This window comes from Stenotrophomonas sp. (assembly GCF_035634915.1).
GTDB lineage: Bacteria > Pseudomonadota > Gammaproteobacteria > Xanthomonadales > Xanthomonadaceae > Stenotrophomonas.
The window spans coordinates 387,632-410,026 of sequence record NZ_DASQCB010000005.1 but is presented as its reverse complement, the minus strand read 5'-3'; the positions used below and the strand labels follow the sequence as shown (position 1 = coordinate 410,026).

Here is a 22,395-nt window from a genome sequence, read left to right as displayed (position 1 = left end):
TGCACCGTCCAGTCTGCTTATGTTCAGCCGGCTGACCCCACCCTTCGATGTCTAAAAAACGTTAATGGTGCCCATGTCGGCTTCCGCCTCCAGTCTGGTGCAGTTATCCAACGTCCGCATCGACCGGAGCGGACGCACGATCCTGCGCGACGTTTCCCTGCAGGTTCCGCAAGGCAGCATCACCGCCGTGCTGGGCCCGTCCGGCAGCGGCAAGTCGACGCTGCTGGCGGCACTGACCGGCGAACTGCGTCCGGTGGCGGGCGAGGTCACCCTGTTCGGCAAGCCGATCCCGCAGGACAGCGGTGCGCTGCTGGAGATGCGCAAGAGCGTGGGCGTGCTGCTGCAGGGCAATGGCCTGCTGACCGACCTGACCGTGGCCGAGAACGTCGCCCTGCCCCTGCGCACCCATACCCGCCTGCCGGCGCCGGTGCTGCGCCGGCTGGTGCAGATGAAGCTGCACGCGGTGGGCCTGCTGGCCGCCGCCGATGCGTGGCCGCGCGAGCTGTCCGGCGGCATGGCGCGCCGCGTGGCACTGGCCCGCGCGCTGGCGCTGGACCCGCCGCTGATGATCTACGACGAGCCGCTGACCGGGCTGGACCCGATCGCCTCGGGCGTCATCATGAGCCTGATCCAGCGCCTCAACCACAGCCTGGGCCTGACCAGCATCATCGTCAGCCACCACGTGCACGAGACCCTGCCGATCTGCGACCAGGTGATCGCCATTGCCAATGGCGGCATCGTGTTCCAGGGCACGCCCGAAGCGCTGCAGTCCAGCCAGGACCCGCTGCTGCGGCAGTTCCTGCACGGCCAGCCCGATGGCCCCATTCCGTTCGATGCCGCGCCGCGCGCGAGGGTTGCCTGATGCCGTTCGTGCAAGCCACCCGTTCGCTGGGCCGCGCCGGCCTGTTCTCGCTGACCGTGCTGCGCGGTTCGCTGCCCACGCGTGATTTCCTCGCCGAGCTGACCCGCGAGATCTACAAGATCGGTGCGCGTTCGCTGCCGATCATCGCCGTCGGTGGCGCCTTCGTCGGGCTGGTGCTGACCCTGCAGGGCTACCGCACGCTGACCACCTTCGGTGCGGCCGACGCGCTCTCGACCCTGCTCGGCCTGTCGCTGTACCGCGAACTGGCGCCGGTGCTGACCGCGCTGCTGTTCATTGGCCGCGCCGGCAGCTCGATCGCTGCCGAACTGGGCCTGATGCGCGCCACCGACCAGATCAAGGCGCTGGAGCTGATGGCCATCGACCCGGTGGCCAAGGCCGTGGCACCGCGCTTCTGGGCGGCGGTGCTGACCGTGCCTCTGCTGACCGGCATCTTCTGTTCGCTGGCCATCACGGCCAGTTACTTCGAAGCGGTGCACGTGCTCGGCCTGGACAATGGCGTGTTCTGGTCGGCGCTGCGCAACAGCGTCGACTTCTGGGATGACTTCGGCGTGGCGATGCTGAAATCGGCGATCTTCGGCGGCACCGCCGCGCTGGTCGCCTCCTACGTCGGCTTCCACGCCGAGCCGACCATCGAAGGCACCTCGGTGGCCACCACCCGTGCGGTGGTCAACGCCTCGCTGCTGGTGCTGATGTTCAACTTCGTGCTGTCGGCAATGTTGTTCACCTAACCCCTCCTCCGGCGGTGCGCAGGGCGCGCGGCCACCACGACTCGATCAGGTAATCCACATGGCCATACGCGGTCCCAGACTCGAATTCTCCGTCGGCGCATTTCTGCTGCTGGCCCTGGCGTCGCTGCTGGTGCTGGCCGTGGCCTCGACCAACCAGCGCTGGAGCTGGGGCAGCCAGGGCTACGAGCTGAAGGCGCGCTTCTCCCAGGTCGGCCAGCTGCGCAAGCAGGCGCCGGTGAGGATCGGCGGCGTCACCGTCGGCCAGGTCGCCTCGATCGAACTGGACCCGGTCAAGTTCGACTCGATCGTGACCCTGCGCATGGACAGCAAGGTCAAGGACCTGCCGGCCGATACCTCCGCCGGCATCTTCACCAGCGGTTTGCTCGGCGAGAGCTATATCGGTCTGCAGCCCGGTGGTGATCCGGAGGTGCTCAAGCCCGGCGAAGAGATCGTCTTCACCCAGCCGGCGGTGGACCTGCTGCAGCTGGTCGGCAAGTACATGTTCAGTGGCAGCGCCGGTGGCGCCGGCCAGAAACCCAACGATGGCGAGCAGTCGCCTGCAACGGAACCGCAACCATGAAGATGAAACTGATCCCGGCCCTGCTGGCCTCCTCGCTGCTGCTGGCTTCTCCGTTCCTGGCCCAGGCGCAGTCCGCGCCCGCCGCTGCCGCCGCCCCGCAGGGCCAGGCCGGCAAGGTGGTGATCGACGCCAGCAGCCGCATCATGTCGACCCTGCAGCAGCGCCGCGCTGAGTTCACCAGCAACCCGGCCAGCCTGCGCAGCTACATCGACAGCGAACTGACCCGCACCTTCGACCGCGACTATGCCGCGCGCCTGGTGCTGGGCACGCACGCCCGCGGCGCCTCCGACGCCGACATCAAGCTGTTCGCCGATGCGATGGCCGACAGCCTGATGCAGCGCTACGGCTCGACCCTGCTGAACATCCAGGGCAAGCCGAGCTTCCGCCTGAAGGGCGAGAGCCCGCTGCCGGGCAACCGCGGCGTGCGCGTGGCCACCGAACTGGTGCGTGCCGGCAACGAGCCGACCCCGGTCGAGTACTGGATGCGCAACGTCAACGGCCAGTGGAAGATCTTCGACGTCAACATCGAAGGCATCTCCTACGTGCAGACCTTCCGCAACCAGTTCGATGCCCCGCTGCGCCAGAAGGGCATCAAGCAGGTGGCCAGCGAACTGCGCAGCGGCAGCATGCAGGCCGGGCCGGCCGGCAATGGCAAGTAAGCCACTGGCGCTGCTGGAAGGCGACACCCTGCGCCTGCGCGGGGTGCTCGACCGCGCTGCCGTGATTGCGCTCTGGCCGCAGCTGCAGGCTCTGCCGGCACAGCTGGCACGGCTGGAACTGGGCGAGGTCGAGCGCGTGGACAGCGCCGGCCTGGCCCTGCTGGCTGAACTGGCTGCGCGTGCACGCGCGCAGGGCCATCCGCTGGCGATCTCCGGCACGCCGGCTGGCTTCAACGAACTGAGCGCGGCCTACCGGCTGTCGCCCGATCTGGATTTCAATGCACCTTCTGCTGCGAGCTGACATGAACGTCGTACGCGCCATTCCCCTGATGATCCTGGCCCTGGCGCTGAGCGCCTGTGCCGGCAAGCCCGCGCGCAGCGATGCGCCGGTGGCCGACACCGTGGTTCCGGCCAGCACCCCCGCCGATGCATCCGCTGCCGACACCGGTGCGGTTGCAGCGGCACCGACCGCCGTCGTGGACGACACGCCGGCAGCGACCACGCCACCGCCAGCCGACGCCACCGCAAGCGATGCCGCAACTGCGGCCGCCGCGGCTGCGCCCGGTGGCGATGACGACTTCGACGCGCTGTACGGCACCACCGGCACGGCCGCCACCACCGCCGCCTATGACCCGTGGGAGCCGCTGAACCGCCGCGTGCACCGCTTCAACGTGGGCGTGGACAACGTCATCGCGCGCCCGCTGGCCACGGCCTACACCCATGTCGTGCCGCGTTTCGCACGTACCGGTGTGAGCAACTTCTTCAACAACCTCAAGTCGCCGGTGACCATCGTCAACCAGCTGCTGCAGGGGCGCCCCGATGATGCATGGGATACCTTCGGCCGCTTCCTGATGAACTCGACGCTGGGTGTCGGTGGCCTGTTCGACCCGGCCAGCAAGGCAATGGTGCCCAACCGCCGCGAGGACTTCGGGCAGACCCTGGGTGCCTGGGGCTGGCGCCGTTCGCGTTACGTCGAACTGCCGTTCTTCGGCCCGCGCACCGTGCGCGATGTGTTCGGCCTGGCCGGCGACATGCCGTTGTCACCGATCCGCACCATCGAGGAAGACAAGATCCGCATCGGCCTGCAGGGCCTGCAGCTGGTCGATACCCGCGCGCAGCTGATGGCGGTGGACGACCTGCGCAGCTCGGCCGTGGATGAGTACGCACTGGTGCGTGATGCCTGGCTGCAGCGTCGCAACTACCAGATCGAGAACGACCTGCGCGGCAAGCGCGAGCGTGGCAGTGACGACGCGAATTCGCCGATCCCGGTCGATGCCATGCCGATGCCGAACTGGAGCAACTGACCGCTGCGGTCGGTGCATGAAAAACCCCGCCTTGGCGGGGTTTTTTCTTGACTGCTGCCGGGGGTCGGAGCCCTTTCCGGGGGAAAGGGATCCGACCCTGATTGCGTCAGGCGGCCAGGGCGGCGTCGATCGCTTCACGCAGGCGTGCATCGTCCGGTGCCACGTCGGGGGCGAAACGGGCGATGACCTTGCCGTCGCGGCCGACCAGGAACTTCTCGAAGTTCCACAGCACCGCCGGTGCAGCGTGGATCGGGATGTCCTTGCTGGCCAGGCGCTCGCGCAGCGGGCCTTCGCCGATCGCCTGCGGCTGGGCCGCGGTCAGCTGCTGGTACAGCGGATGGGTGTCCTCACCGGCCACGCTGATCTTGGCGAACATCGGGAAGGTCACGTCGTAGGTCAGCTGGCAGAACTGCTGGATTTCCGCTTCGCTGCCCGGCTCCTGGCCGAGGAAGTTGTTGGCCGGGAAACCCAGCACTTCCAGGCCCTGTGCCTGCTTGTCCGCGTACAACGCCTGCAGGCCTTCGTACTGCGCGGTCAGGCCGCACTTGGAGGCGACGTTCACCACCAGCAAGACCTTGCCCTGGTAATCGCCCAGGGTGGACGGCTGGCCGTCGATGGTGGTGAGGGAAATGTCCTGGATCGGGGTGCTCACGCGGGGGCTCCGGCTATGCCGTGGAAAGGTCCACCAGCATAGCGCTGCGCGTATGCGTCAGGTGCGTTCAATCCACGCAGATCGTGCCCTGTGCCTTGCCGTCTTCGATGCGCTGGCGGCAGCCGAAGTTCTGGCTGGCATCGCGCTGGCAGGTACCGGTGGCCACCGCGCCCGCCTCGGTTTCGCCCGACGCCAGGCACTGGCCACTGCAGTCGCGCTTGCTGCTGCAGGTCTTGCCGGCATCGGCATAGGGAATCACGCACTGCACGCGCTGCAGCCGACCCAGTGGCTGCAGGGTGCCGCCGGCGGCGCGGCAATCCACGTCGCGCGCTTCCTGGTAGGCCTCGGTGGCTTCCGGTGTGTCAGGTGCGGCCGGTTGTGCGGCCGCATCGGCGGCCGGCGGCGTGCTGCTGCAGGCCGCCAACAGGACGGCCAGGGCCAGGCTGGCAAGGAAGCGAATGCGCATGGTCGGACCTGCAGGCGGTGATCGAGGCCGCCAGCATACGCATGGCGTGGTGCAGGTGGTGTGTCAGCGCACTCAGGCCTCTTCGCCCTCGCTGGCCTCATCCTCGCCGCCCTCTTCCTCGGCCTCGCCCAGATCGCCCAGCAGCTGCTGCACCTGTTCGTTGGCAAGGGTCTCTACGCCACGCAGGCGGCGCTCGATGGTGCGCGTCTTGCGGCTGGCCGCGCCGATGCTGCGGCCGACCGTGGTGATCTGCTTCTCGGCTTTCTCGAGAATGCCGGCGAACTTGCCGAACTCGCTCTTCACCGCGCCCAGCAGGCTCCACACTTCGCTGGAACGTTTCTCGATGGCCAGCGTGCGGAAGCCCATCTGCAGGCTGTTGAGCAGGGCGGTGATGGTGGTCGGGCCGGCCACCACCACGCGATGGTCGCGCTGCAGCAGATCAACCAGTCCGGGGCGGCGGATGACTTCGGCGTACAGGCCCTCGGTGGGCAGGAACATCACCGCGAAATCGGTGGTGTGTGGCGGCACGATGTATTTGTCGCAGATCGATTTGGCCTGCACCTTCACCGCACGCTCCAGCTGCGCACCCTGGATGCGGACCAGTTCGGCGTCGCCCTGCTCCTGCGCATCCAGCAGGCGTTCGTAGTCCTCGCGCGGGAACTTGGAATCGATCGGCAGCCAGACCGGCGCATCATCGCCTCGGCCGGGCAGGCGCACGGCGATGTCGACCATCTCGCCGCTGTCCGGGCGCACCTTCACGCCGCGCGCGTACTGCTCCTGGATCAGGGTCTGCTCCAGGATGTTCTCCAGCTGCACTTCGCCCCAGCTGCCGCGCGTCTTGACGTTGGTCAGCACGCGCTTGAGGTCGCCCACGCCGGTGGCCAGCTGCTGCATCTCGCCCAGCCCGCGCTGCACCTGTTCCAGGCGCTCGGAGACCAGCTTGAACGACTGGCCCAGGCGCGTTTCCAGCGTGGTCTGCAGCTTCTCATCCACCGTCACGCGCATCTGTTCCAGCTTCTGCGCGTTGTCGGTCTGCAGCGCGCGCAGCTGTTCTTCCAGCGTGGCGCGCATTTCAGCGATGCGCTGCTCGTTGCGCTGGGTCAGTTCCTGCAGGCGCAGGCCCAGGCTTTCGGTCAGGCGCTGCTGCGACTGCGCCCCTTCCTCGCGGCCCTTGCGCGCATCGTCCACCAGGGTCTGGCGCAGCGCGCCCAGCTGGGTGTCGGTGCGCGTGGTCAGTTCCTGCAGCTGCTGGCCGAAGGCGTGGATGCGCGCCTCCTGCTGCTGGCCGAACACTTCCAGCTGCGCGCGCAGTTCCTGCAGGCGCTGGCCCATCAATGCACCGCTGCGCTGCTGGCTCTCGGCCGCTTCAGCACGTGCCTTGCGCGCATCTTCGCCAAGCGCTTCGCGCAGCAGGTCCAGGCGCTGGTCGGTGCGGGTGGACAGGTCGGTCAGCGCGCGGGCAAACCCGTCGAGCTGTTCGCGCAGTTCGCTGCGGCCGGCCCGCGCCTCTTCGCGCACCGCCTGTTCCAGGCGGTCATGGGGCGGGCGGCGCAGCAGGGCGACCAGCTGCAGGACGAGGACGGCCAGCAGGAGGCCGCCGATGAGCAGGAATTCGGTTTGCATGCCACCAGTGTAGGCTGGCCCCGTCTCAAACGCTGCGTCTGACCATGCTCGAACTGTACGGGAAGCCGACCTCGATCAACGTGCGCAAGGTGCTGTGGCTGTGCACCGGGCTGGACCTGGCGGTGCAGCACCACGCCGCCCCCGATGCGGACCTGCTGCGTGGGCTGAACCCGAACGCACAGGTGCCGGTGCTGCGCGAGGGCGACTTCGTACTGTGGGAATCCAACAGCATCTGCCGCTACCTGGCCGCGCGCGCCGGGCGCCACAACCTGTTGCCGGCCGAGGCGCAGGCGCGGGCACGGGTGGAACAGTGGATGGACTGGCAGGCCACCGATCTGAACACGGCGTGGCGCCACGTGTTCATGGCGCGCGTGCGCGGGCATGCGGATTACCCGGACGACGCACGGGCAGAAGCAAGTCTGATGCAGTGGAACCGGCTGATGGCGATGCTGGATGCGCAGCTGGCGCGCCACGTGTACGTGGCCGGCGATGACTTCACTCTGGCTGACATCGTGCTGGGGCTGTCGACGCAGCGCTGGCGCAGCACGCCGGGCGGGAAGCCGGTACTGGCCAATGTAGATGCGTGGTTCGAACGGTTGCGGCGGCAGCCGGGGTTTGCGGCGCACGTCGACAACGGGGTTGCCTGAGGGTTTGGTTTGTTTGCAGGGCTTGCAGCCCTGCACGTGCTGCAATCAACGTCAACGTCAACTTCAGAAGCTGGCTATCCGTGGGATGGCGGGGTGGGTCCGGTTGAGGGGGACGCCGTAAACCCATCCATGGGGGCTTGGTCGCGGCATCCATGCCGCTCACACCCCCTCAACCGGACCCACCCCGCCTTCGACAGTTTCCCGCGATCTGTCGGAACGGCGTACGGCCTTGGTGGGTGCCGACCGTTGGTCGGCACGGGACCTGCTCTGGTAGGTGTCGACCTTGGTCGACACACGAGCGAAGCGACCGGCTTCTGCTCTTCTTTTTTCTTTTCCGTGGCTGGACGCGCATGGAAATTGTCAGAGGTCGGGCGGGTGGGTTGCGCGGGGGTGTCGGCCGCATGGATGCGGCTGACAAGCCTCCATGGACGGATTCACGGCGTCCCCCGCGCAACCCACCCGCCCGACCAAGCGCAGGGTTTTGCATTCCGCGACCAGCCACGAGGGGCTCAGCCGTTGGCGTGGATCCTTACCAGCCTTCCAGCACGATCTTGCCCTTGGCGCGATGGCTTTCCAGCAGCGCGTGCGCGCGCCGCAGGTTGGCGGCATTGATGCGCCCGAAGTGCTCGCCCAGCGTCGTCTGCAGCACACCGGCATCGATCAGCTCGGCCACGCGGTTCAGCAGGTCATGCTGGCGCTGCATGTCGGCGGTCTTGAACAGCGGGCGGGTGAACATCAGTTCCCAGTGCAGCGACAGCGCCTTGCGCTTCAGCGCCATCACGTCCAGCTGGCCGGGGTCGTCGATCAGGCCCAGCTGACCCTGCGGCGCCAGCACTTCCACGATCTGCGCGTAGTGCTGGTCGGTGTGGGTCAGGCTGGCCACGTGCTCGACCTGCGGGATGCCCAGCCGGGCCAGGCCTTCGGTGAGGGGCAGGCTGTGGTCGATCACGTGGTGCGCGCCCATCGCATAGACCCAATCCTGCGTGTCCGGGCGCGAGGCGGTGCCGATCACGGTCAGCTTGGTCAGCGTGCGTGCCAGCTGCACCAGGATCGAGCCGACCCCGCCGGCCGCGCCGATCACCAGCAGGGTCTGGCCCTCACCACCGCCCTCGGCGATGCGCAGGCGGTCGAACAGCAGTTCCCAGGCGGTGATCGCGGTCAGCGGCAGAGCCGCGGCGGCGGCATCGTCGAGGCTGGCCGGCTTGCGGCCGACGCTGCGCTCGTCCACCAGCTGGTATTCGGCATTACTGCCCGGGCGGTCGATCACACCGGCGTAGTAGACCGCGTCGCCGGGCTGGAACAGGGTCACTTCGCTGCCTACCGCATCGACCACGCCCACCGCATCCCAGCCCAGCACGCGCGGGCCCTCGGTGGCGGCATTGCGGCGGACCTTGGTATCGACCGGGTTCACCGCCACCGCGCGCACTGCCACCCGCAGGTCGCGCGGGCCGGGCTGGGGCAGGTCCAGGTCGATATCGATCAGGGACTGCGGGTCATCGATCGGCAGGCCGGCGTGGGTGTAGGCAATGGCGCGCATGGCAGCGGTCCAGGGGGGAAAGGAATCCACAGCGTGCGCCGCGCGCGGCTCCCCGGAAAGGCGCAGAATCGATCAGCACTTTCACTCGGGCAATGAAAATGATCCGTTTCGACGATCTGCAGCTGTTCGTCCGCACCGCCGCGCTGGGCAGCTTTTCGCAGGCCGCGCGAGAGGCCGACCTGCTGCCCGGCCAGGTGGCCGCCGCGGTGGCGCGGCTGGAACGCGAGCTGGATCTGCGCCTGTTCGTGCGTACCACCCGCAGCCTCCGCCTGACCGGCGAGGGCGCGCTGTACCTGCCTTACGCGCAGGACGTGCTGGCGACCCTGCGCGAGGGCCAGGCCCGCGTGCAGGGCGAGGACGCCGACCTGCACGGCACCCTGCAGCTGTCGGCGCCATCGGATTTCGGCCGCAACCTGCTGCTGCCGTGGCTGGCCACGTTCCGCGCCGCGCACCCGCGGCTGCGGCTGCACCTGCGCCTGTCCGACGAGGTGGCCGACGTGTTCCGCGACCCGGTGGACGTGGCGATCCGCCTGGGCCACTTCGACGATGCCAGCTACGTGGCCCTGCCGTTGCTGGAGGGCAACCGCCGCGTGCTGGCGGCGTCGCCCGCGTACCTGCAGCGGCGTGGCGTACCGGCGCGGCTGGAGGACCTGCGCGAGCACGACTGCCTGGCCTACCAGCTGGGCGGACGCACCCACGACCGCTGGGCGTTCGAGGTCGAGGGCCGGCGCGTGGTGGTGCCGGTGCGCGGCCCGCTGGTCTGCGACGACGCCGACGTGGTGCGGCGCTGGGCCGTGGCCGGTGAAGGCATCACCTACAAATCCTGGCTGGACCTGCGGCAGGACGTGCTGGAAGGCCGCCTGCAGGTGCTGCTGGACGGCGTCGGCAGCCACATCCCGCTGCAGCTGGTGTGCCCGCACCGCAAGCAGTTCTCGCCAGCGGTGCGGCAGCTGCACGCGCAGCTGCGCGGCCATCTGCAACCGCTGCTGTCCGGCCTGCCCGGTGGCGAGGGCGGCCCCCTGTCGCCGGCCGCAGCAGTGGCCGACAATGGCGCCCCCCCGCAACAACAATGAGCCATGCCATGCCGTGGATGGGCATCCAGGACCTGTGGACGTTCCTGCTCGCCGTGCTGGTGTTCCTCGCCCTGCCCGGGCCCGGCACCTTCACCCTGCTTACCGCCACCGGCCGCGGCGGCGTGCGTGGCGGCTATACCGCGCTGGCCGGCCTGCTGCTTGGTGACCAGATCCTGATGTGGCTGGCGCTGGCCGGCGTGGCCGCACTGCTGAAAGCCAACCCGCTGGTCTTCCACGCCGTGCAGTACCTCGGCGCGGCCTACCTGGTGTGGGTGGGCATCAGCCTGCTGCGCACGCCGAAGACCGAGGGCGGTGATGCCGGCCCGATCCGCATGCAGCCCGGCCGCTACTTCCAGCAGGCGATCCTGGTCAGCCTGCTCAACCCGAAGGCGATCCTGTTCTACATGGCCTTCCTGCCGTTGTTCATCGATCCGAAGGCGCACCACGGCATCGCGACCTTCGCGGCGCTGGCCGGCATCATCTTCGTGGTCAGCGTGGCCTACTGCTCGCTGCTGATCGGCGCGGGCAACCTGGCCCGTCGCCACCTGATCCAGCACCCGCGCATCAGCACCGTGCTGCGCCGCGTGGCCGGCCTGTTTCTGGTTGGCTTCGGCATCCGCCTGGGGTTGAACGGATGATCCGGCGGCTGGCAGTGCTGGTGTGCGCGGTGCTGTTGGCCAACACCGCGGCGGCGGCAACGGCGCAGGACCATCGCTGCCTGACCGGCGGCCGCAACGACCGCATCCACCTGCTGTGGCGCTGGCTGGACGATGGCAGCGCCGATGTGCAGTACGCCGGGCAGCGCGCGCGGCTGCACGTGCAGCAGCTTTCGCTGGACACCACGGTGCTGGCCGAAGACCGCCCCTACCAGTTCGACAGCGTGTGGGAAGAGCGCATCGAGGGCCGCCTCAACGGACGCTACTACCTGACCACGCAGGGTGCGCGCGTCTACGGGTTCAGCTACGAACGCGCGCGCGATGGGCGCCGCACGGAGTTCAGTGAAGACCTTGAGGCGTGGCAGGAAGACGGCTGCCATTGGCCGGGTGTCGAACCGCTCACCTTAGCGTCGAGCCTGCTCGACTGAAGCAAAGAGCAGTCGAGCATGGCTCGACTCTACAAAGGCGACGGAGCAGTCGAGCAAGCTCGACTCTACCGGTCGTGCAGTTCCGCGCGCAGGTGATCGATGAACACCCGCAGCTTGGGTGCCATCTGTTCGCGCGCCGGGTAATACAGATGGAAGCCCGGGAACGGCGGCTGCCAGTCCTGCAGCACGCTCTGCAGTCGCCCGGCGGCGATGTCGTCGGCCATCAGCGAAGCAAAGCCCTGGGCCATGCCCAGCCCGGCAAGCACGGCACGATGGGCGACGCCGGCATCGTTGAACACCAGCCGCCCGCTCACTTCCACGTCCAGCTCGTGGCCCTCGCGGCTGAACTCCCAGGGCATCGGCCGGCCGTTGGCCAGGCGGTGCACGATGCAGGCGTGGCCCTGCAGGTCATGCGGGGTCTGCGGCACGCCATGGCGTTCGAAGTAGGCCGGCGTCGCCACCACCACCTGCCGCTCGGGCGGCCCGACCGGCACCGCGATCATCCCCTGGGCCAGTGATTCGCCCAGACGGATGCCGGCGTCGAAGCCCTCGCCCACCAGATCGGTCAGTGCCGGGTCGACGCACAGTTCCACCTGCACCTGCGGGTAGCGCGCCAGGAAATCGGGCAGCCGCGGCAGCACCATGCGGTCGGCGACGATGCGCGGCAGGGTCACCCGCAGCCGCCCGGCCGGCACCGAGCGCGCGCTGTCCAGTTCGGCGAAGGCCTGGTCGATCTGGTCCAGGCCGCCCCGCACCCGCTGCAGGAAACGCGCGCCGTGTTCGGTCAGGCCCACCCGCCGCGTGGTCCGTTGCAGCAGGCGCACGCCCATCCGTGCTTCCAGCGCGCGCACGCTCTGCGACAACGCCGAGGTCGACACGCCCAGCGCATCGGCGGCGCGGGTGAAGCTGGCATGCTCGGCGACGTGGACAAACGCGACCACGGCGGTCAGCGGAGCGGAGGCATCCATTGTGAAGCCAGCCTTCAAGGTTAGTCAGGTTGTACGCAGTTTATCCACATGATCGACAGGAGGAAGCTAAGCCCCACGCCGCCGCCCATCCGGGCGAGGCGCTTCCCCCAAGGAGATCCGCATGAAGACCCGTACCCTCGGCCCCGCCGGCCCTACCGTGTCCGCCCTCGGCCTGGGCTGCATGGGCATGAGCGCCTACTACGGCGGCCGCAGCAGTGAGGAGGACGCCATTGCCGTCATCCAGCACGCGCTGGACCGTGGCCTGACCCTGCTCGACACCGCCGATGTGTATGGCCCGCACACCAACGAAGTACTGGTCGGCCGCGCGATCGCCGGCCGCCGCAACCAGGTGTTCCTGGCCAGCAAGTTCGGCATCGGCCTGGACCCTTCCGACCCGCAGGCACGGCAGGTCAACGGCCACCCGGACTATGTGCAGGCCGCCTGCGAGGCCAGCCTGCGCCGCCTGGGCGTGGACCACATCGACCTGTACTACCAGCATCGCGTCGACCCGACCGTGCCGATCGAGGACACCGTGGGTGCGATGGCGCGCCTGGTGGAACAGGGCAAGGTGCGCTGGCTGGGCCTGTCCGAGGCCTCGGCGGCCACCCTGCGCCGGGCCCACGCGGTGCACCCGATCACCGCCGTGCAGAGCGAGTACTCGCTGTGGTCGCGCGAACCCGAGCAGAACGGGGTGCTGGCCACCACGGCGGAACTGGGCATCGGCTTCGTGCCGTATTCGCCGCTGGGCCGTGGCTTCCTGACCGGTGCCATCCGCAGCCCGGATGATTTCGAGGCCGACGATTACCGGCGGACCTCGCCGCGCTTCGAAGGCGTGAACTTCCAGCGCAACCTGGCGCTGGTGGACACCGTGCAGGCGCTGGCCGCCGAACGCGGCATCGCCGCCTCGCAGCTGGCCCTGGCCTGGGTGCTGTCGCGCGGCGAGCACATCGTGCCGATCCCGGGCACGACGCGGCGGGCACGGCTGGACGAGAACCTCGGTGCGCTGCAGGTCGAACTCGATGCCGCCACGCTGGACGCGCTGGATGCGGCCTTCCCGTTGAACGCCGCGGCCGGCGAGCGCTATTCGGTCAGTGGCATGGCCAACATCGAGTCGTAGCCGCCGGATTGTGCCGATTCCGGCAGCCTGGTCGGGGCGCAGCGCGCGCCCGGCCAGGCATGACCCCCGTCAGTGGTAATGCTGCGCTGCGTTCGGTCACACTCGGGGACTTGTCGTTCCAAGTCATCCCCTTCCGAGGCCTGCATGTCCCTGCTCCGGCGCAAGTCACTAGATTCCGTCACTGTCCACGAAGCCGGCCGGCGCCTGGTGCCGACCCTCAGCTGGCCGCACCTGATCGCGCTGGGTATCGGCGCCATTGTCGGTACCGGCATCTACACGCTCATCGGCGTCGGCGCCAACCTGGCCGGTCCTGCGGTGCTGATCTCCTTCGCCATCGCCGGTGCGGTCTGCGCCTGCGCGGCGCTGTCCTATGCCGAGCTGTCGACGATGATGCCGGCGGCCGGCAGCGCCTACACCTACAGCTACAGCGCGCTGGGCGAGGTGTTCGCCTGGGTGGTGGGCTGGAGCCTGATCCTCGAATACTCGCTGGTGGTCAGTACGGTGGCGGTCGGCTGGTCCGGCTACTTCGTCGGCTTCCTCGAATGGGCGCATACGCAGTTCGGCTGGAACATCACCCTGCCGGCCGCACTCGCTGCGGGCCCGCATGTCGCCGGTGGCTTCATCAACCTGCCGGCGATCGTCATCACCTGGCTGGTCGCGCTGATGCTGATGGCCGGCACCAAGGAAAGCGCCACGCTCAACGCCATCCTGGTGGTGTTCAAGCTGATTGCGCTGGCGATCTTCGTGGCCGTGGCCCTGCCCGCGTTCGACAGCGCCAACCTGCAGCCGTTCATGCCGTACGGCTTTGCCAAGTCGATGGGTCCCGATGGCGTCGAACACGGCGTGATGGCGGCGGCGGCGATCATCTTCTTTGCCTTCTACGGCTTCGATGCGATCTCCACTGCGGCAGAAGAAACCAAGAACCCGGGCCGTGACCTGTCCATCGGCATCATCGGTTCGATGATCGGCTGCACCATCGTCTACGTGCTGGTGGCGCTGGCTGCGGTGGGTGCGATGAGCTACGCGGTGTTCGGCCACAGCGCTGAACCGCTCGCCCTGATCATGCGCCAGCTGGGCCATCCGACCGCCGCCATGGTGATCGGCGTGATCGCGATCATCGCCCTGCCGACCGTGCTGCTGGCCTTCCTGTACGGGCAGAGCCGCATCTTCTTCGTGATGAGCCGCGATGGCCTGCTGCCGCGTGGTCTGTCCAAGGTCAACGCACGCACCGGCACGCCGGTGGCCACCACGCTGTTCACCGCGGTGGTTGTATCGGCGCTGGCCGGCGTGGCGCGCCTGGACGAAATCGCCGCACTGGCCAACGCCGGTACCCTGGCCGCGTTCACCGCGGTGGGCATCTGCCTGGTGGTGCTGCGCCTGCGCGAACCGGACCGTGCACGTACCTTCCGCACGCCGCTGGCCTTCGTGGTCGGTCCGCTGGCCGCGCTGGGCTGCATCTACCTGTTCATCAGCCTGCCGCACACCACCCAGCTGTACTTCCTGGTGTGGAACGTGGTCGGCCTGGTGCTGTACTTCCTGTACAGCCGTCGCAATGCGTTGATCGCGAAATAAACGCATCACCGGTAGTGCCGGCCGCTGGCCGGCATTTCCTCAGGGCGGTCAGCCGCCCTGCTTTGCCGCGTAATCCTGCGCCTGGCGCATCACCCGCAGCAGGTTGCCGCCCCAGATGCCGGCAATCTGCTGCTCACTGTAGCCCTCGCGCAGCAGCCACGCAGTGATCTTCGGCAGCTGGCTGACATCGGGCAGATCGCTCAGGCCGCCGCCGCCATCCCAGTCCAGGCCGATGCCCACATGCTCGGGGCCGACCACCTTGAGGATGTGCTCGAAGTGGGCAAAGAAGTCGTCCAGGCTTGCGTGGCGCATCGGGTGTTCATGGTCCAGCGCCTGCTCGGCCTGCTGCAGGGCAACGCCCTGGGCGATGGTCATGCCTTCCCAGCCACCCAGCTGCCTGCTCAGCGTTTCTTCGGCCTGCTTGCGTTCGGGCGTCTTGGCGGTATCGATCAGGTAACCGCCATAGGCATTCACCTGGATCACGCCACCGGCCTTGGCCAGCTGGCGCAGGCGCGCATCGTCGAGGTTGCGCGGGTGGTTGTAGACCGCCTTGGCCGAGCTGTGCGAGAGCACGAACGGCACCGGCATCATCGCCAGCAGGTCATCGAACACTGCATCGGACGCATGCGACTGGTCGATGACGATGCCCAGCTTCACCGCGGCGCGCACCAGGTCCTTGCCGGCCGGGCTCAGGCCCTTCCACTCCGCGCCCTTGGGGTCGGTGGCCGAATCGGCGAACTCGTTGTTGGCGAAGTGCACCGTGCTCAGCAGGCGTAGGCCGGCGCGGTGGTAGAACGAGAGCAGGCTGGGATCTTCCACCAGCGGGCTGGCGTTTTCCATGCTGATGTAGACCACGCGCTTGCCGGCAGCCTTGATCCGCGCCGCATCATCGGCGGTCAGCGCCAGTTCGAAGCGCTCGGGGTTGGCCGCCAGCATTTGCCGGATCTCCAGCAGCCGCTGCAGGCCATGGTCGCGCTCGGCCAGGTGGGCGGCGGCGCTGCGGTCGCCCTGGTCGGTGTAGATCGCCCAGAAGCCACCGTCCAGCGCGCCCTCGACCATGCGCGGGTAATCCACCTGCGAAAGCGCGTTGTGGTCGTGCCGCTGTTCGATGTCGAAGCCGACGCGGCCGAAGTTGGCCGGCGTGTCGAGGTGGCTGTCCAGGGTCAGCAGGCGCTGCTGCAGGGCCTTGGCGCGGGCCAGCTCCTGCGCGCTGAACTCGATGGCATGGGCAGACAGCGGCGCACTCAGCGCCAGGGCAAGCAGCAGGGACAGGCGACGCAGCGACGGCATGGGCTCTCACCGGTTAGGAGAAGAGCCCGACCATAGCGCCGTGGCCAGCAGATTTGTAGAGCACCGCGAGCCGAGCGTGGGCTCGGCTCTACACGTTGGAATCAGTCCACCACGCGGCAGAACACGGCCTTCAGGTAACGCGATTCCTGCACGTGGGCCATGAACGGATGGTCCGGACCGGCGCCGGCCACCTTCAGGATCTGGATCGTGCGGCCGGAGAAATAGGCCGCGCGGCGCAGCATGTCCAGGAACTGGTCCTCGGCCACCAGGCCGGTGCAGGAGAACGTGGCGAACAGGCCGCCCGGCTTGACCACGCCCAGCGCCAGCTTGTTCATGTCCAGGTACTTCTTCAGCGCAGTGATGACCTGGTCGCGGTCGCGGGTCATCTTCGCCGGGTCCAGGATCACCACGTCGTACTGCTCGCCGCGGTTGGCGGCATCGCGCAGCCACGGGAAGATGTCGGACTGGACGAACTTCGGGCGCACGTTGTTCAGGCGCGAATTGCCCTTGGCGATCTGGATGACATCTTCATCGATGTCGATGCCGACCACTTCCGAAGCGCCACGCGCCGCCGCGTACACGGCGAAGCCGCCGGTGTTGCAGCACAGGTCGAGCACGGTCTTGCCTTCCACCTGCTGGCTCAGCCACTCACGGTTCTCGCGCTGGTCGGCGAAGAAGCCGGTCTTGTGCGCACCGGCCGGGTCGGCGCGGAACTTGATGCCGTACTCGGTGATCACCGACGCTTCGGTGGTGGTGTTGCCGTGGAAGTCGAAGCTTTCCTGCTTCTGCACATGTTCGTCGGCGAAGCTGTGGAAGCGGCAGCCCGGGAACTGTTCGCGCAGGGCGTCGTAGATCCATTCCCGATGGCGGAACATGCCGGCGGCGAAGAATTCGACCACCACCAGGTCGCCGTAACGGTCGACCACCAGGCCGGACAGGCCATCGCCTTCGCTGTGCACCACGCGCCAGGCGTCGGACACCGCATCGAGCTTCAGCACGCCGCGGCGCAGCTCGACCGCCTGGGCGATTTTGCGCGAGAACCAGCCGGCATCGACCGGCACGTTCGGGTCGGTTTCGAGGATGCGCACGGCGATGCGCGAGTGCCCGTTGTAGAAGCCACGGCCGATGAACTCGCCATCGATGCCGACGACGTCGACGATGGAACCGGGCTTGGGCCGGACGGTCGGCTTCTCGACCAGTTTCTGGAAGATCCACGGGTGGCTGGAGCGCCACGCGTTCTTGAGGCGGACAACGGGAAGGGGGGTATTCATCGGGCTATTGTAAACCGGCCGCCGGGGTCGGATCCCCAACGGGGCTCTGACCGCGACCAGCGTGCCAACCAAGGTTGGCACCTACCGGGGCGAGGAATGGGGTCGGAGCCGCGTTGGGGATCCGACCCCGCCGCCCCATTTGACGGCGGCCCGGCCAGGCCGCAGAATCGGCCCCAGAAGGGGAGTAGCTCCCAGACGTTGTCGCCGTCAATTCGAGCCCGCAGGCTCCGGTGCAACGGCAATCCCACCCGCGTGGGGTTGCGAGCGAGACCTTCGCCGTACTGGCGAAGCTCTGTCCCTGGATCCCCCTCCCGATCCTCCGTTGCAGATCCTCGCCGTCCGGCCTGGCATTCATCTTTCCAACGGATATTCCCAATGCAGACGATCGGTAATGTGTGGATGTGGGGCGGCTTCGTGGCGGTGGTCATCATCGCCCTGCTCGTCGACCTGGTGTTGATGCGACATGGCGGACCGCACAAGGTCACCTTCAAGGAGGCCCTGTGGTGGTCCATCGGCTGGGTCGTGCTGGCCCTGCTGTTCAACGCGGGCCTCTGGTACTACCTCAGCGAGACCGCCGGCCAGGTGGTGGCCAACAAGGTCGGCCTGGAATTCCTGACCGGCTACCTGGTCGAGAAGGCCCTGGCGGTGGACAACATCTTTGTCTTCCTGATGATCATGAGCTACTTCGCGGTGCCGGAGGAACAGCGCCAGAAGGTGCTTATCATCGGCATCCTTGGCGCGATCGTGCTGCGTACGATCATGATCTTCGCCGGCAGCGTGCTGATCAGCCAGTTCCATTGGCTGCTCTACGTGTTCGGTGCCTTCCTGCTCTTCACCGGCTGGAAGATGTGGTTCGCCGCCGGCCAGGAGCCGGACCTGGAGACCAACCCGGCCCTGCGCTGGATGCGCAGGCACCTGCGCCTGCTGCCGGACTACGCCGGCAACGCGATGAGCGTGATGCGCGACGGCAAGCGCTGGTTCACCCCGCTGTTCGCGGTGCTGATCCTGATCGCGGTGACCGACGTGATCTTCGCCGTGGACAGCATCCCGGCCATCTTCGCCATCACCACCGACCCGTTCATCGTGCTCACCTCCAACGTGTTCGCGGTGCTGGGCCTGCGTGCGATGTTCTTCCTGCTGGCCGGCATGGCCGACCGCTTCCACCTGCTGCCGTATGGCCTGGCGCTGGTGCTGGGCTTCATCGGCATCAAGATGATGATCATCGACCTGTTCAAGATCCCGACCCCGGTGTCGCTGGGCGTGGTCGCGGTCATCATCGCCGCCACCGTGGTGCTCAGCCTGAAGTACCCGCCGAAGGAAGACGCCGGCCAGGCCTGAGCCTGACCGGTATGCAGCGCGCGGCCGGTGGGATTGTCCCGTCGGCCGCCTCCACTTTCCCGTAGCGGTGGCCTTGGTTTCGCGCCGGCCACCGCCATTGCTGAGGTATGGACAACAACACGCCCCTGCCCGCCGGTGACGTGCCGGCCCCCCGCAACGACCGCATGCGCATCCTGCGGGCGTTCAATGTCAGCCTCGGCGCCGTGCTGGTGCTGCTGGCCGTGTTCGCCCTGCAGGGCAGCTTCGACTGGCGGCCGTGGGCGGTCGCGCCGCTGGAGGCCAAGGGCCTGCTGGGGCTGATCGGCGGTCCGATGCTGCATGCCTCGGTCGAACACATCGCCGCCAATGGCTTTGCGATCCTGATCCTCGGCACCCTGGCCGGCAGCGTATACCCGAAGGCCACCGTGCGTGCCCTGCCCCTGCTGTGGCTGGGTTCGGGCATCGGCGCGTGGATGCTGGGCAACCCCGGCAGTGTGCACCTGGGTGCCAGCGGCGTGACCCACGGCCTGATGTTCCTGCTGGCCAGCCTGGGCCTGCTGCGCCGTGACCGCGCGGCGATCGCCACCGGCCTGATCGGCATGCTGTTCTACGGCGGCATGCTGATGACCATCCTGCCGCATGCCGACGGCGTGTCCTGGCAATCGCACATGGGCGGCGCCTTCGCCGGCATCATCGCCGCGCTGCTGTTCCGCAACGCCGACCCGATGACGCCGCGCCCGCACTACAGCTGGGAGGACGAGGAAGACGAAGTCGAGCCGCTGGCCGACGACGAGCTGGAGCCGCCCTCGCCGCGCCGCGTGCCGGTGCTGTGGCAGCCGCGCGAGGGGCAGGATTACGTGGTGATTCCGTTCCGCCGGCCGGAAGACCCGCGCGGTTGAAGCGTCGCGTCATTGCCCGGTGGTGGCCGGCCTTGGTCGGCGCGATTGTTGTGTGCCAACCAAGGTTGGCACCTACCAGGGCACGCCCCAAGCCGCTCAGTTCGCAGCCGCGCCCACGCCATCCACCGCCTGCCGGCCCAGCGCCGGGTCATCGGTGAAGAACGCATCGATGCCGGTGGCCAGGTAGGCGCGCATCTCGGCAATCGAGCCTTCCGGGTTGCGCGCGCTGTCGGCGCCCTTGCGCAGGTTGCTGGCCTGGAAGTGGTTTTCCGGGCGGAAGGTATACGGGATCACCATCAGGCCGGCCGCATGCGCGTCACGCACCAGCGCTGTCGGCGTGCCCAGCGCACCGTTGGCCTCCAGCGGGATGATCGAACGCAGCTCCGGGCCGATGCCATCGGCGTAGCTGGCGATGTCCTTCAGCCCGGCCGGGGTCATCATCTGCGCATAGGTGAGCGTGCCACCGGCCTTGGCGACATCGGCCGGACGGGCATCGCCCTTCCACAGCAGCTGCAGCAGGCGGATGTTGCTGCCACGGCCGATTTTCCCACGCAGGTAGCGCAGGTTGGCGGTCTCGAACGACTGGATCGTCACCGGCGCGACGGCGGTGTAGGCGTTGCCGCGCAGCGCGGCCAGCACCTTGTCTTCCATCGGCAGGCCGATGGACTGGAAGTACGTCGGGTGCTTGATCTCCGGCACCAGGCCGATGCCACGGTTGGCGCGGCCGGCCTGCTGCATCAGGAAGGCCAGGATCTCGTCCAGGGTGGCGATGCGGAACTGGCCGTCGAACGCGGTGCTGCGCAGCTCCGGCAGGCGCTCGCGGGTATAGAGGGTCTTCAGCTCGGCCAGGGTGAAGTCTTCGGTGAACCAGCCGGTCACGCTCTCGCCGTCGATGACCTTGGTGGTCTTCCGCTTGGCGAATTCCTTGTGCTCGGCCACGTCGGTGGTGCCACCGATCTCGTTCTCGTGGCGGGCTACCAGCACGCCGTCCCTGGTCATCACCAGGTCCGGTTCGATGTAGTCGGCACCATCGGTGATGGCCTGGGCGTAGGCGGCCAGCGTGTGCTCGGGCAGCAGCGCGCTGGCGCCGCGATGGCCGTAGACCGATGCCTTGGCACCGGTGCTGGTGGTGGAAGATTCAGCACTCATGGCCACCGATGGTGCCACGGCCAGCGACAACAGCAACGCACAACCCCACGACTTCACTGCGACTTCCCCAAGCGGTATGTGATGGGGATCAGTATGCGGCGGGAATATGACAGGTGGGGGACCCGGGGTCGGATCCCCGCAGGGGCTCTGACCCCAACCTCCGTTTGCCTCTGCCGGGGCCGTATGCCAACCAAGGTTGGCATCTAGCAGAGCCTGACCCCTGCGTTATTTGCCGATGCAGAAGCTGGAGAAGATCCTGCCCAGCAGATCATCGGCACTCATCTGCCCAGTGATCTCGCCCAGCGCATCGTGCGCCAGCCGCAGTTCCTCGGCGGCCAGCTCCAGGTGCTCGTGCACCAGCTCGCCATCGGCACGCTGCGCATGTTCCTGCGCGCGTTCAATCGCATCCACATGGCGGGTGCGTGCGGAGAATTCGCCATCCACCTGCTCCCCTGCCCCGGCCGAGGCAATCGAACGCAGGCGCGTGTGCAGGTCTTCCAGGCCGGCACCGGTGGCGGCCGAAACGAACACGCGGTCCGGGTCGTCCAGCACCGGCAACGTGCCCAGCAGGTCCGACTTGTTGTGGATGTAGACCTTGTGTGGCACGGCGGCCACAGCTTCGCCCAGCGCGGCTTCGCCGGCGGACGGGTCGCGCGCGTCCAGCACGATCAGCGCCAGATCGGTGCGCTCGATTTCCACATGGGCGCGGCGCATGCCTTCGCGTTCGATGGCATCGCCGCCGTCGCGCAGGCCGGCCGTGTCGACCAGGGTCAGCTCCAGGCCGTCCAGGCGGATGGTCTCGCGCAGGGTGTCGCGGGTGGTTCCGGCGATGTCGGTGACGATGGCGCGCTCGCTGCCGGCCAGGGCATTGAGCAGGGAACTCTTGCCGGCATTCGGCGGGCCGATCAGCACCGCATGCAGGCCATCGCGCAGGCGACGGCCACGCTCGGCATCACGGCGCAGCAGGGCAAGATCAGCGCGCGCCTGTTCCAGCCCATGCCGCACCTGTGCGCCGCCCAGGGTATCCAGCGGTTCATCGGCGAAGTCGATGGCCGCTTCCACGTGGATGCGCAGCAGTACCAGCTGTTCGACCACCGCCTCGATGCGGCGCGAGAACACGCCGTCCAGCGAGCGACGTGCCGCACGCGCGGCACGGTTGTCACCGGCGGCGATCAGATCGGCGATGGCCTCGGCCTGGGCCAGGTCGAGCTTGCCGTTCAGGAAGGCGCGTTCGCTGAATTCACCGGGCCGCGCCTGGCGCGCGCCGAGCGCGATGCAGCGCGCGACCAGCTGCTGCAGCAGCACGGGGCTGCCGTGGCCCTGCAGTTCCACCACCTCTTCGCCGGTGAAGCTGTTCGGCGCCGGGAACCACAGCACGATGCCATCGTCGATCACATCACCGTCGGCATCGCGCAGCCGCGCGTAGTGCGCGTGGCGCGGGCGCAGCGTGGGCGCGCCCAGCGCGGTGGCAATGGCGGCGGCACGTGGGCCGGACAGGCGCAGCAGGCCGACACCGCCCGCGCCGGGGGCACTGGCGATGGCGACGATGGTGTCGGTGCGGGTCACATCGTTCATG

23 protein-coding genes are annotated in these 22,395 nt (G+C 68.1%); 14 read left to right on the top strand and 9 right to left on the bottom strand.

Annotated features, from left to right (window positions below; translation table 11 throughout):
* Positions 1–73: 73 nt before the first annotated feature.
* From VER16_RS05965 to VER16_RS05940, 6 genes are read left to right on the top strand one after another with little or no spacing between them, the layout of a single operon-like run.
* The gene (locus VER16_RS05965) at positions 74–862 is read left to right on the top strand and encodes an ABC transporter ATP-binding protein (protein WP_324806239.1); all 789 of its coding nucleotides are present in this window, start codon (positions 74–76) and stop codon (positions 860–862) included.
* Entirely contained in the window at positions 862–1,611 is a 750-nt protein-coding gene (locus VER16_RS05960) for an MlaE family lipid ABC transporter permease subunit (RefSeq protein ID WP_324806238.1), read from the top strand. Before VER16_RS05965 ends, VER16_RS05960 begins: the two co-directional genes overlap by 1 nt.
* A 58-nt stretch (positions 1,612–1,669) precedes the next feature.
* Entirely contained in the window at positions 1,670–2,191 is a 522-nt protein-coding gene (mlaD, locus tag VER16_RS05955) for an outer membrane lipid asymmetry maintenance protein MlaD (RefSeq protein ID WP_324806235.1), read from the top strand.
* A complete protein-coding gene (locus tag VER16_RS05950) occupies positions 2,188–2,850 on the top strand; it encodes an MlaC/ttg2D family ABC transporter substrate-binding protein (RefSeq protein WP_108766894.1) in 663 nt (220 codons plus the stop codon). The genes mlaD and VER16_RS05950 overlap by 4 nt, the downstream gene beginning before the upstream one ends.
* Positions 2,840–3,151 carry an STAS domain-containing protein gene (locus tag VER16_RS05945; protein ID WP_324806232.1) on the top strand — a complete coding sequence of 104 codons (312 nt, stop codon included), beginning with the start codon at positions 2,840–2,842 and terminating at the stop codon, positions 3,149–3,151. Before VER16_RS05950 ends, VER16_RS05945 begins: the two co-directional genes overlap by 11 nt.
* A gap of 1 nt (position 3,152) precedes the next feature.
* Positions 3,153–4,154 carry a VacJ family lipoprotein gene (locus VER16_RS05940; RefSeq protein WP_324806230.1) on the top strand — a complete coding sequence of 334 codons (1,002 nt, stop codon included), beginning with the start codon at positions 3,153–3,155 and terminating at the stop codon, positions 4,152–4,154.
* Positions 4,155–4,260: 106 nt separating this feature from the next.
* On the opposite strand, the gene VER16_RS05935 is transcribed toward VER16_RS05940, so the two are convergent.
* The 3 genes from VER16_RS05935 to rmuC form a co-directional block, all read right to left on the bottom strand.
* The gene (locus VER16_RS05935) at positions 4,261–4,806 is read right to left on the bottom strand and encodes a glutathione peroxidase (protein ID WP_324806228.1); all 546 of its coding nucleotides are present in this window, start codon (positions 4,804–4,806) and stop codon (positions 4,261–4,263) included.
* 67 nt (positions 4,807–4,873) lie between these two features.
* Positions 4,874–5,272, bottom strand: a complete 399-nt coding sequence (locus tag VER16_RS05930) for a hypothetical protein (protein WP_324806227.1) — start codon at positions 5,270–5,272, stop codon at positions 4,874–4,876.
* A 72-nt stretch (positions 5,273–5,344) separates the two neighbouring features.
* Positions 5,345–6,895, bottom strand: coding sequence for a DNA recombination protein RmuC (gene rmuC / locus VER16_RS05925; protein ID WP_324806225.1), 1,551 nt, complete (start codon positions 6,893–6,895; stop codon positions 5,345–5,347).
* Positions 6,896–6,939: 44 nt separating this feature from the next.
* Here rmuC and VER16_RS05920 point away from each other — a divergent pair, with 44 nt between their 5' ends.
* Positions 6,940–7,542 carry a glutathione S-transferase family protein gene (locus VER16_RS05920; protein ID WP_324806223.1) on the top strand — a complete coding sequence of 201 codons (603 nt, stop codon included), beginning with the start codon at positions 6,940–6,942 and terminating at the stop codon, positions 7,540–7,542.
* Between the two features lie 529 nt (positions 7,543–8,071).
* On the opposite strand, the gene VER16_RS05915 is transcribed toward VER16_RS05920, so the two are convergent.
* Positions 8,072–9,079, bottom strand: a complete 1,008-nt coding sequence (locus VER16_RS05915) for a zinc-binding alcohol dehydrogenase family protein (protein WP_324806221.1) — start codon at positions 9,077–9,079, stop codon at positions 8,072–8,074.
* A 92-nt stretch (positions 9,080–9,171) separates the two neighbouring features.
* Here VER16_RS05915 and VER16_RS05910 point away from each other — a divergent pair, with 92 nt between their 5' ends.
* Genes VER16_RS05910 through VER16_RS05900 form a run of 3 tightly spaced genes read left to right on the top strand, consistent with a single transcriptional unit; the run spans position 9,172 to position 11,236 of the window.
* Complete coding sequence (locus VER16_RS05910) at positions 9,172–10,152, top strand: LysR family transcriptional regulator (protein WP_324806218.1); 981 nt, start codon at positions 9,172–9,174, stop codon at positions 10,150–10,152.
* A gap of 8 nt (positions 10,153–10,160) precedes the next feature.
* Positions 10,161–10,790 carry a leucine efflux protein LeuE gene (gene leuE, locus VER16_RS05905; protein WP_108770547.1) on the top strand — a complete coding sequence of 210 codons (630 nt, stop codon included), beginning with the start codon at positions 10,161–10,163 and terminating at the stop codon, positions 10,788–10,790.
* A complete protein-coding gene (locus VER16_RS05900; RefSeq protein ID WP_324806216.1) occupies positions 10,787–11,236 on the top strand; it encodes a hypothetical protein in 450 nt (149 codons plus the stop codon). The genes leuE and VER16_RS05900 overlap by 4 nt, the downstream gene beginning before the upstream one ends.
* A 65-nt stretch (positions 11,237–11,301) precedes the next feature.
* Here VER16_RS05900 and VER16_RS05895 read toward each other — a convergent pair whose 3' ends face one another.
* Entirely contained in the window at positions 11,302–12,204 is a 903-nt protein-coding gene (locus tag VER16_RS05895) for a LysR family transcriptional regulator (protein WP_324806214.1), read from the bottom strand.
* 121 nt (positions 12,205–12,325) lie between these two features.
* Here VER16_RS05895 and VER16_RS05890 point away from each other — a divergent pair, with 121 nt between their 5' ends.
* The gene (locus VER16_RS05890; RefSeq protein ID WP_324806212.1) at positions 12,326–13,321 is read left to right on the top strand and encodes an aldo/keto reductase; all 996 of its coding nucleotides are present in this window, start codon (positions 12,326–12,328) and stop codon (positions 13,319–13,321) included.
* A gap of 144 nt (positions 13,322–13,465) precedes the next feature.
* On the top strand, positions 13,466–14,893 hold the full coding sequence (locus tag VER16_RS05885) for an amino acid permease (protein ID WP_164073020.1): 1,428 nt from the start codon (positions 13,466–13,468) through the stop codon (positions 14,891–14,893).
* Positions 14,894–14,941: 48 nt separating this feature from the next.
* Here the strand turns inward: VER16_RS05885 and VER16_RS05880 are convergent, their stop codons facing one another.
* Together VER16_RS05880 and VER16_RS05875 are read right to left on the bottom strand one after the other, a co-directional pair.
* A complete protein-coding gene (locus VER16_RS05880; RefSeq protein ID WP_324806209.1) occupies positions 14,942–16,183 on the bottom strand; it encodes a dipeptidase in 1,242 nt (413 codons plus the stop codon).
* A 101-nt stretch (positions 16,184–16,284) separates the two neighbouring features.
* Positions 16,285–17,454 (bottom strand): class I SAM-dependent rRNA methyltransferase, encoded by a 1,170-nt coding sequence (locus VER16_RS05875; protein WP_324806207.1) that lies wholly within the window; start codon positions 17,452–17,454, stop codon positions 16,285–16,287.
* 375 nt (positions 17,455–17,829) lie between these two features.
* Here VER16_RS05875 and VER16_RS05870 point away from each other — a divergent pair, with 375 nt between their 5' ends.
* Positions 17,830–18,792, top strand: a complete 963-nt coding sequence (locus VER16_RS05870) for a TerC family protein (protein WP_324806205.1) — start codon at positions 17,830–17,832, stop codon at positions 18,790–18,792.
* A 107-nt stretch (positions 18,793–18,899) separates the two neighbouring features.
* Positions 18,900–19,670 carry a rhomboid family intramembrane serine protease gene (locus VER16_RS05865; protein ID WP_324806202.1) on the top strand — a complete coding sequence of 257 codons (771 nt, stop codon included), beginning with the start codon at positions 18,900–18,902 and terminating at the stop codon, positions 19,668–19,670.
* A 96-nt stretch (positions 19,671–19,766) separates the two neighbouring features.
* Here the strand turns inward: VER16_RS05865 and VER16_RS05860 are convergent, their stop codons facing one another.
* A complete protein-coding gene (locus VER16_RS05860; protein WP_324806201.1) occupies positions 19,767–20,876 on the bottom strand; it encodes a glycerophosphodiester phosphodiesterase in 1,110 nt (369 codons plus the stop codon).
* A 168-nt stretch (positions 20,877–21,044) separates the two neighbouring features.
* Positions 21,045–22,394, bottom strand: a complete 1,350-nt coding sequence (gene mnmE, locus VER16_RS05855) for a tRNA uridine-5-carboxymethylaminomethyl(34) synthesis GTPase MnmE (protein WP_324806199.1) — start codon at positions 22,392–22,394, stop codon at positions 21,045–21,047.
* Position 22,395: the final 1 nt, after the last annotated feature.

What these genes read in the sequence shown, in the direction of transcription:
- VER16_RS05965 (WP_324806239.1), top strand. Translation starts at nt 74, where the DNA reads ATGTCGGCTTCCGCCTCCAGTCTGGTGCAGTTATCCAACGTCCGCATC.
- VER16_RS05960 (WP_324806238.1), top strand. Translation starts at nt 862, where the DNA reads ATGCCGTTCGTGCAAGCCACCCGTTCGCTGGGCCGCGCCGGCCTGTTC.
- mlaD (WP_324806235.1), top strand. Translation starts at nt 1,670, where the DNA reads ATGGCCATACGCGGTCCCAGACTCGAATTCTCCGTCGGCGCATTTCTG.
- VER16_RS05950 (WP_108766894.1), top strand. Translation starts at nt 2,188, where the DNA reads ATGAAGATGAAACTGATCCCGGCCCTGCTGGCCTCCTCGCTGCTGCTG.
- VER16_RS05945 (WP_324806232.1), top strand. Translation starts at nt 2,840, where the DNA reads ATGGCAAGTAAGCCACTGGCGCTGCTGGAAGGCGACACCCTGCGCCTG.
- VER16_RS05940 (WP_324806230.1), top strand. Translation starts at nt 3,153, where the DNA reads ATGAACGTCGTACGCGCCATTCCCCTGATGATCCTGGCCCTGGCGCTG.
- VER16_RS05930 (WP_324806227.1), bottom strand. Translation starts at nt 5,272, where the DNA reads ATGCGCATTCGCTTCCTTGCCAGCCTGGCCCTGGCCGTCCTGTTGGCG.
- rmuC (WP_324806225.1), bottom strand. Translation starts at nt 6,895, where the DNA reads ATGCAAACCGAATTCCTGCTCATCGGCGGCCTCCTGCTGGCCGTCCTC.
- VER16_RS05920 (WP_324806223.1), top strand. Translation starts at nt 6,940, where the DNA reads ATGCTCGAACTGTACGGGAAGCCGACCTCGATCAACGTGCGCAAGGTG.
- VER16_RS05915 (WP_324806221.1), bottom strand. Translation starts at nt 9,079, where the DNA reads ATGCGCGCCATTGCCTACACCCACGCCGGCCTGCCGATCGATGACCCG.
- VER16_RS05910 (WP_324806218.1), top strand. Translation starts at nt 9,172, where the DNA reads ATGAAAATGATCCGTTTCGACGATCTGCAGCTGTTCGTCCGCACCGCC.
- leuE (WP_108770547.1), top strand. Translation starts at nt 10,161, where the DNA reads ATGCCGTGGATGGGCATCCAGGACCTGTGGACGTTCCTGCTCGCCGTG.
- VER16_RS05900 (WP_324806216.1), top strand. Translation starts at nt 10,787, where the DNA reads ATGATCCGGCGGCTGGCAGTGCTGGTGTGCGCGGTGCTGTTGGCCAAC.
- VER16_RS05895 (WP_324806214.1), bottom strand. Translation starts at nt 12,204, where the DNA reads ATGGATGCCTCCGCTCCGCTGACCGCCGTGGTCGCGTTTGTCCACGTC.
- VER16_RS05890 (WP_324806212.1), top strand. Translation starts at nt 12,326, where the DNA reads ATGAAGACCCGTACCCTCGGCCCCGCCGGCCCTACCGTGTCCGCCCTC.
- VER16_RS05885 (WP_164073020.1), top strand. Translation starts at nt 13,466, where the DNA reads ATGTCCCTGCTCCGGCGCAAGTCACTAGATTCCGTCACTGTCCACGAA.
- VER16_RS05880 (WP_324806209.1), bottom strand. Translation starts at nt 16,183, where the DNA reads ATGCCGTCGCTGCGTCGCCTGTCCCTGCTGCTTGCCCTGGCGCTGAGT.
- VER16_RS05875 (WP_324806207.1), bottom strand. Translation starts at nt 17,454, where the DNA reads ATGAATACCCCCCTTCCCGTTGTCCGCCTCAAGAACGCGTGGCGCTCC.
- VER16_RS05870 (WP_324806205.1), top strand. Translation starts at nt 17,830, where the DNA reads ATGCAGACGATCGGTAATGTGTGGATGTGGGGCGGCTTCGTGGCGGTG.
- VER16_RS05865 (WP_324806202.1), top strand. Translation starts at nt 18,900, where the DNA reads ATGGACAACAACACGCCCCTGCCCGCCGGTGACGTGCCGGCCCCCCGC.
- mnmE (WP_324806199.1), bottom strand. Translation starts at nt 22,394, where the DNA reads ATGAACGATGTGACCCGCACCGACACCATCGTCGCCATCGCCAGTGCC.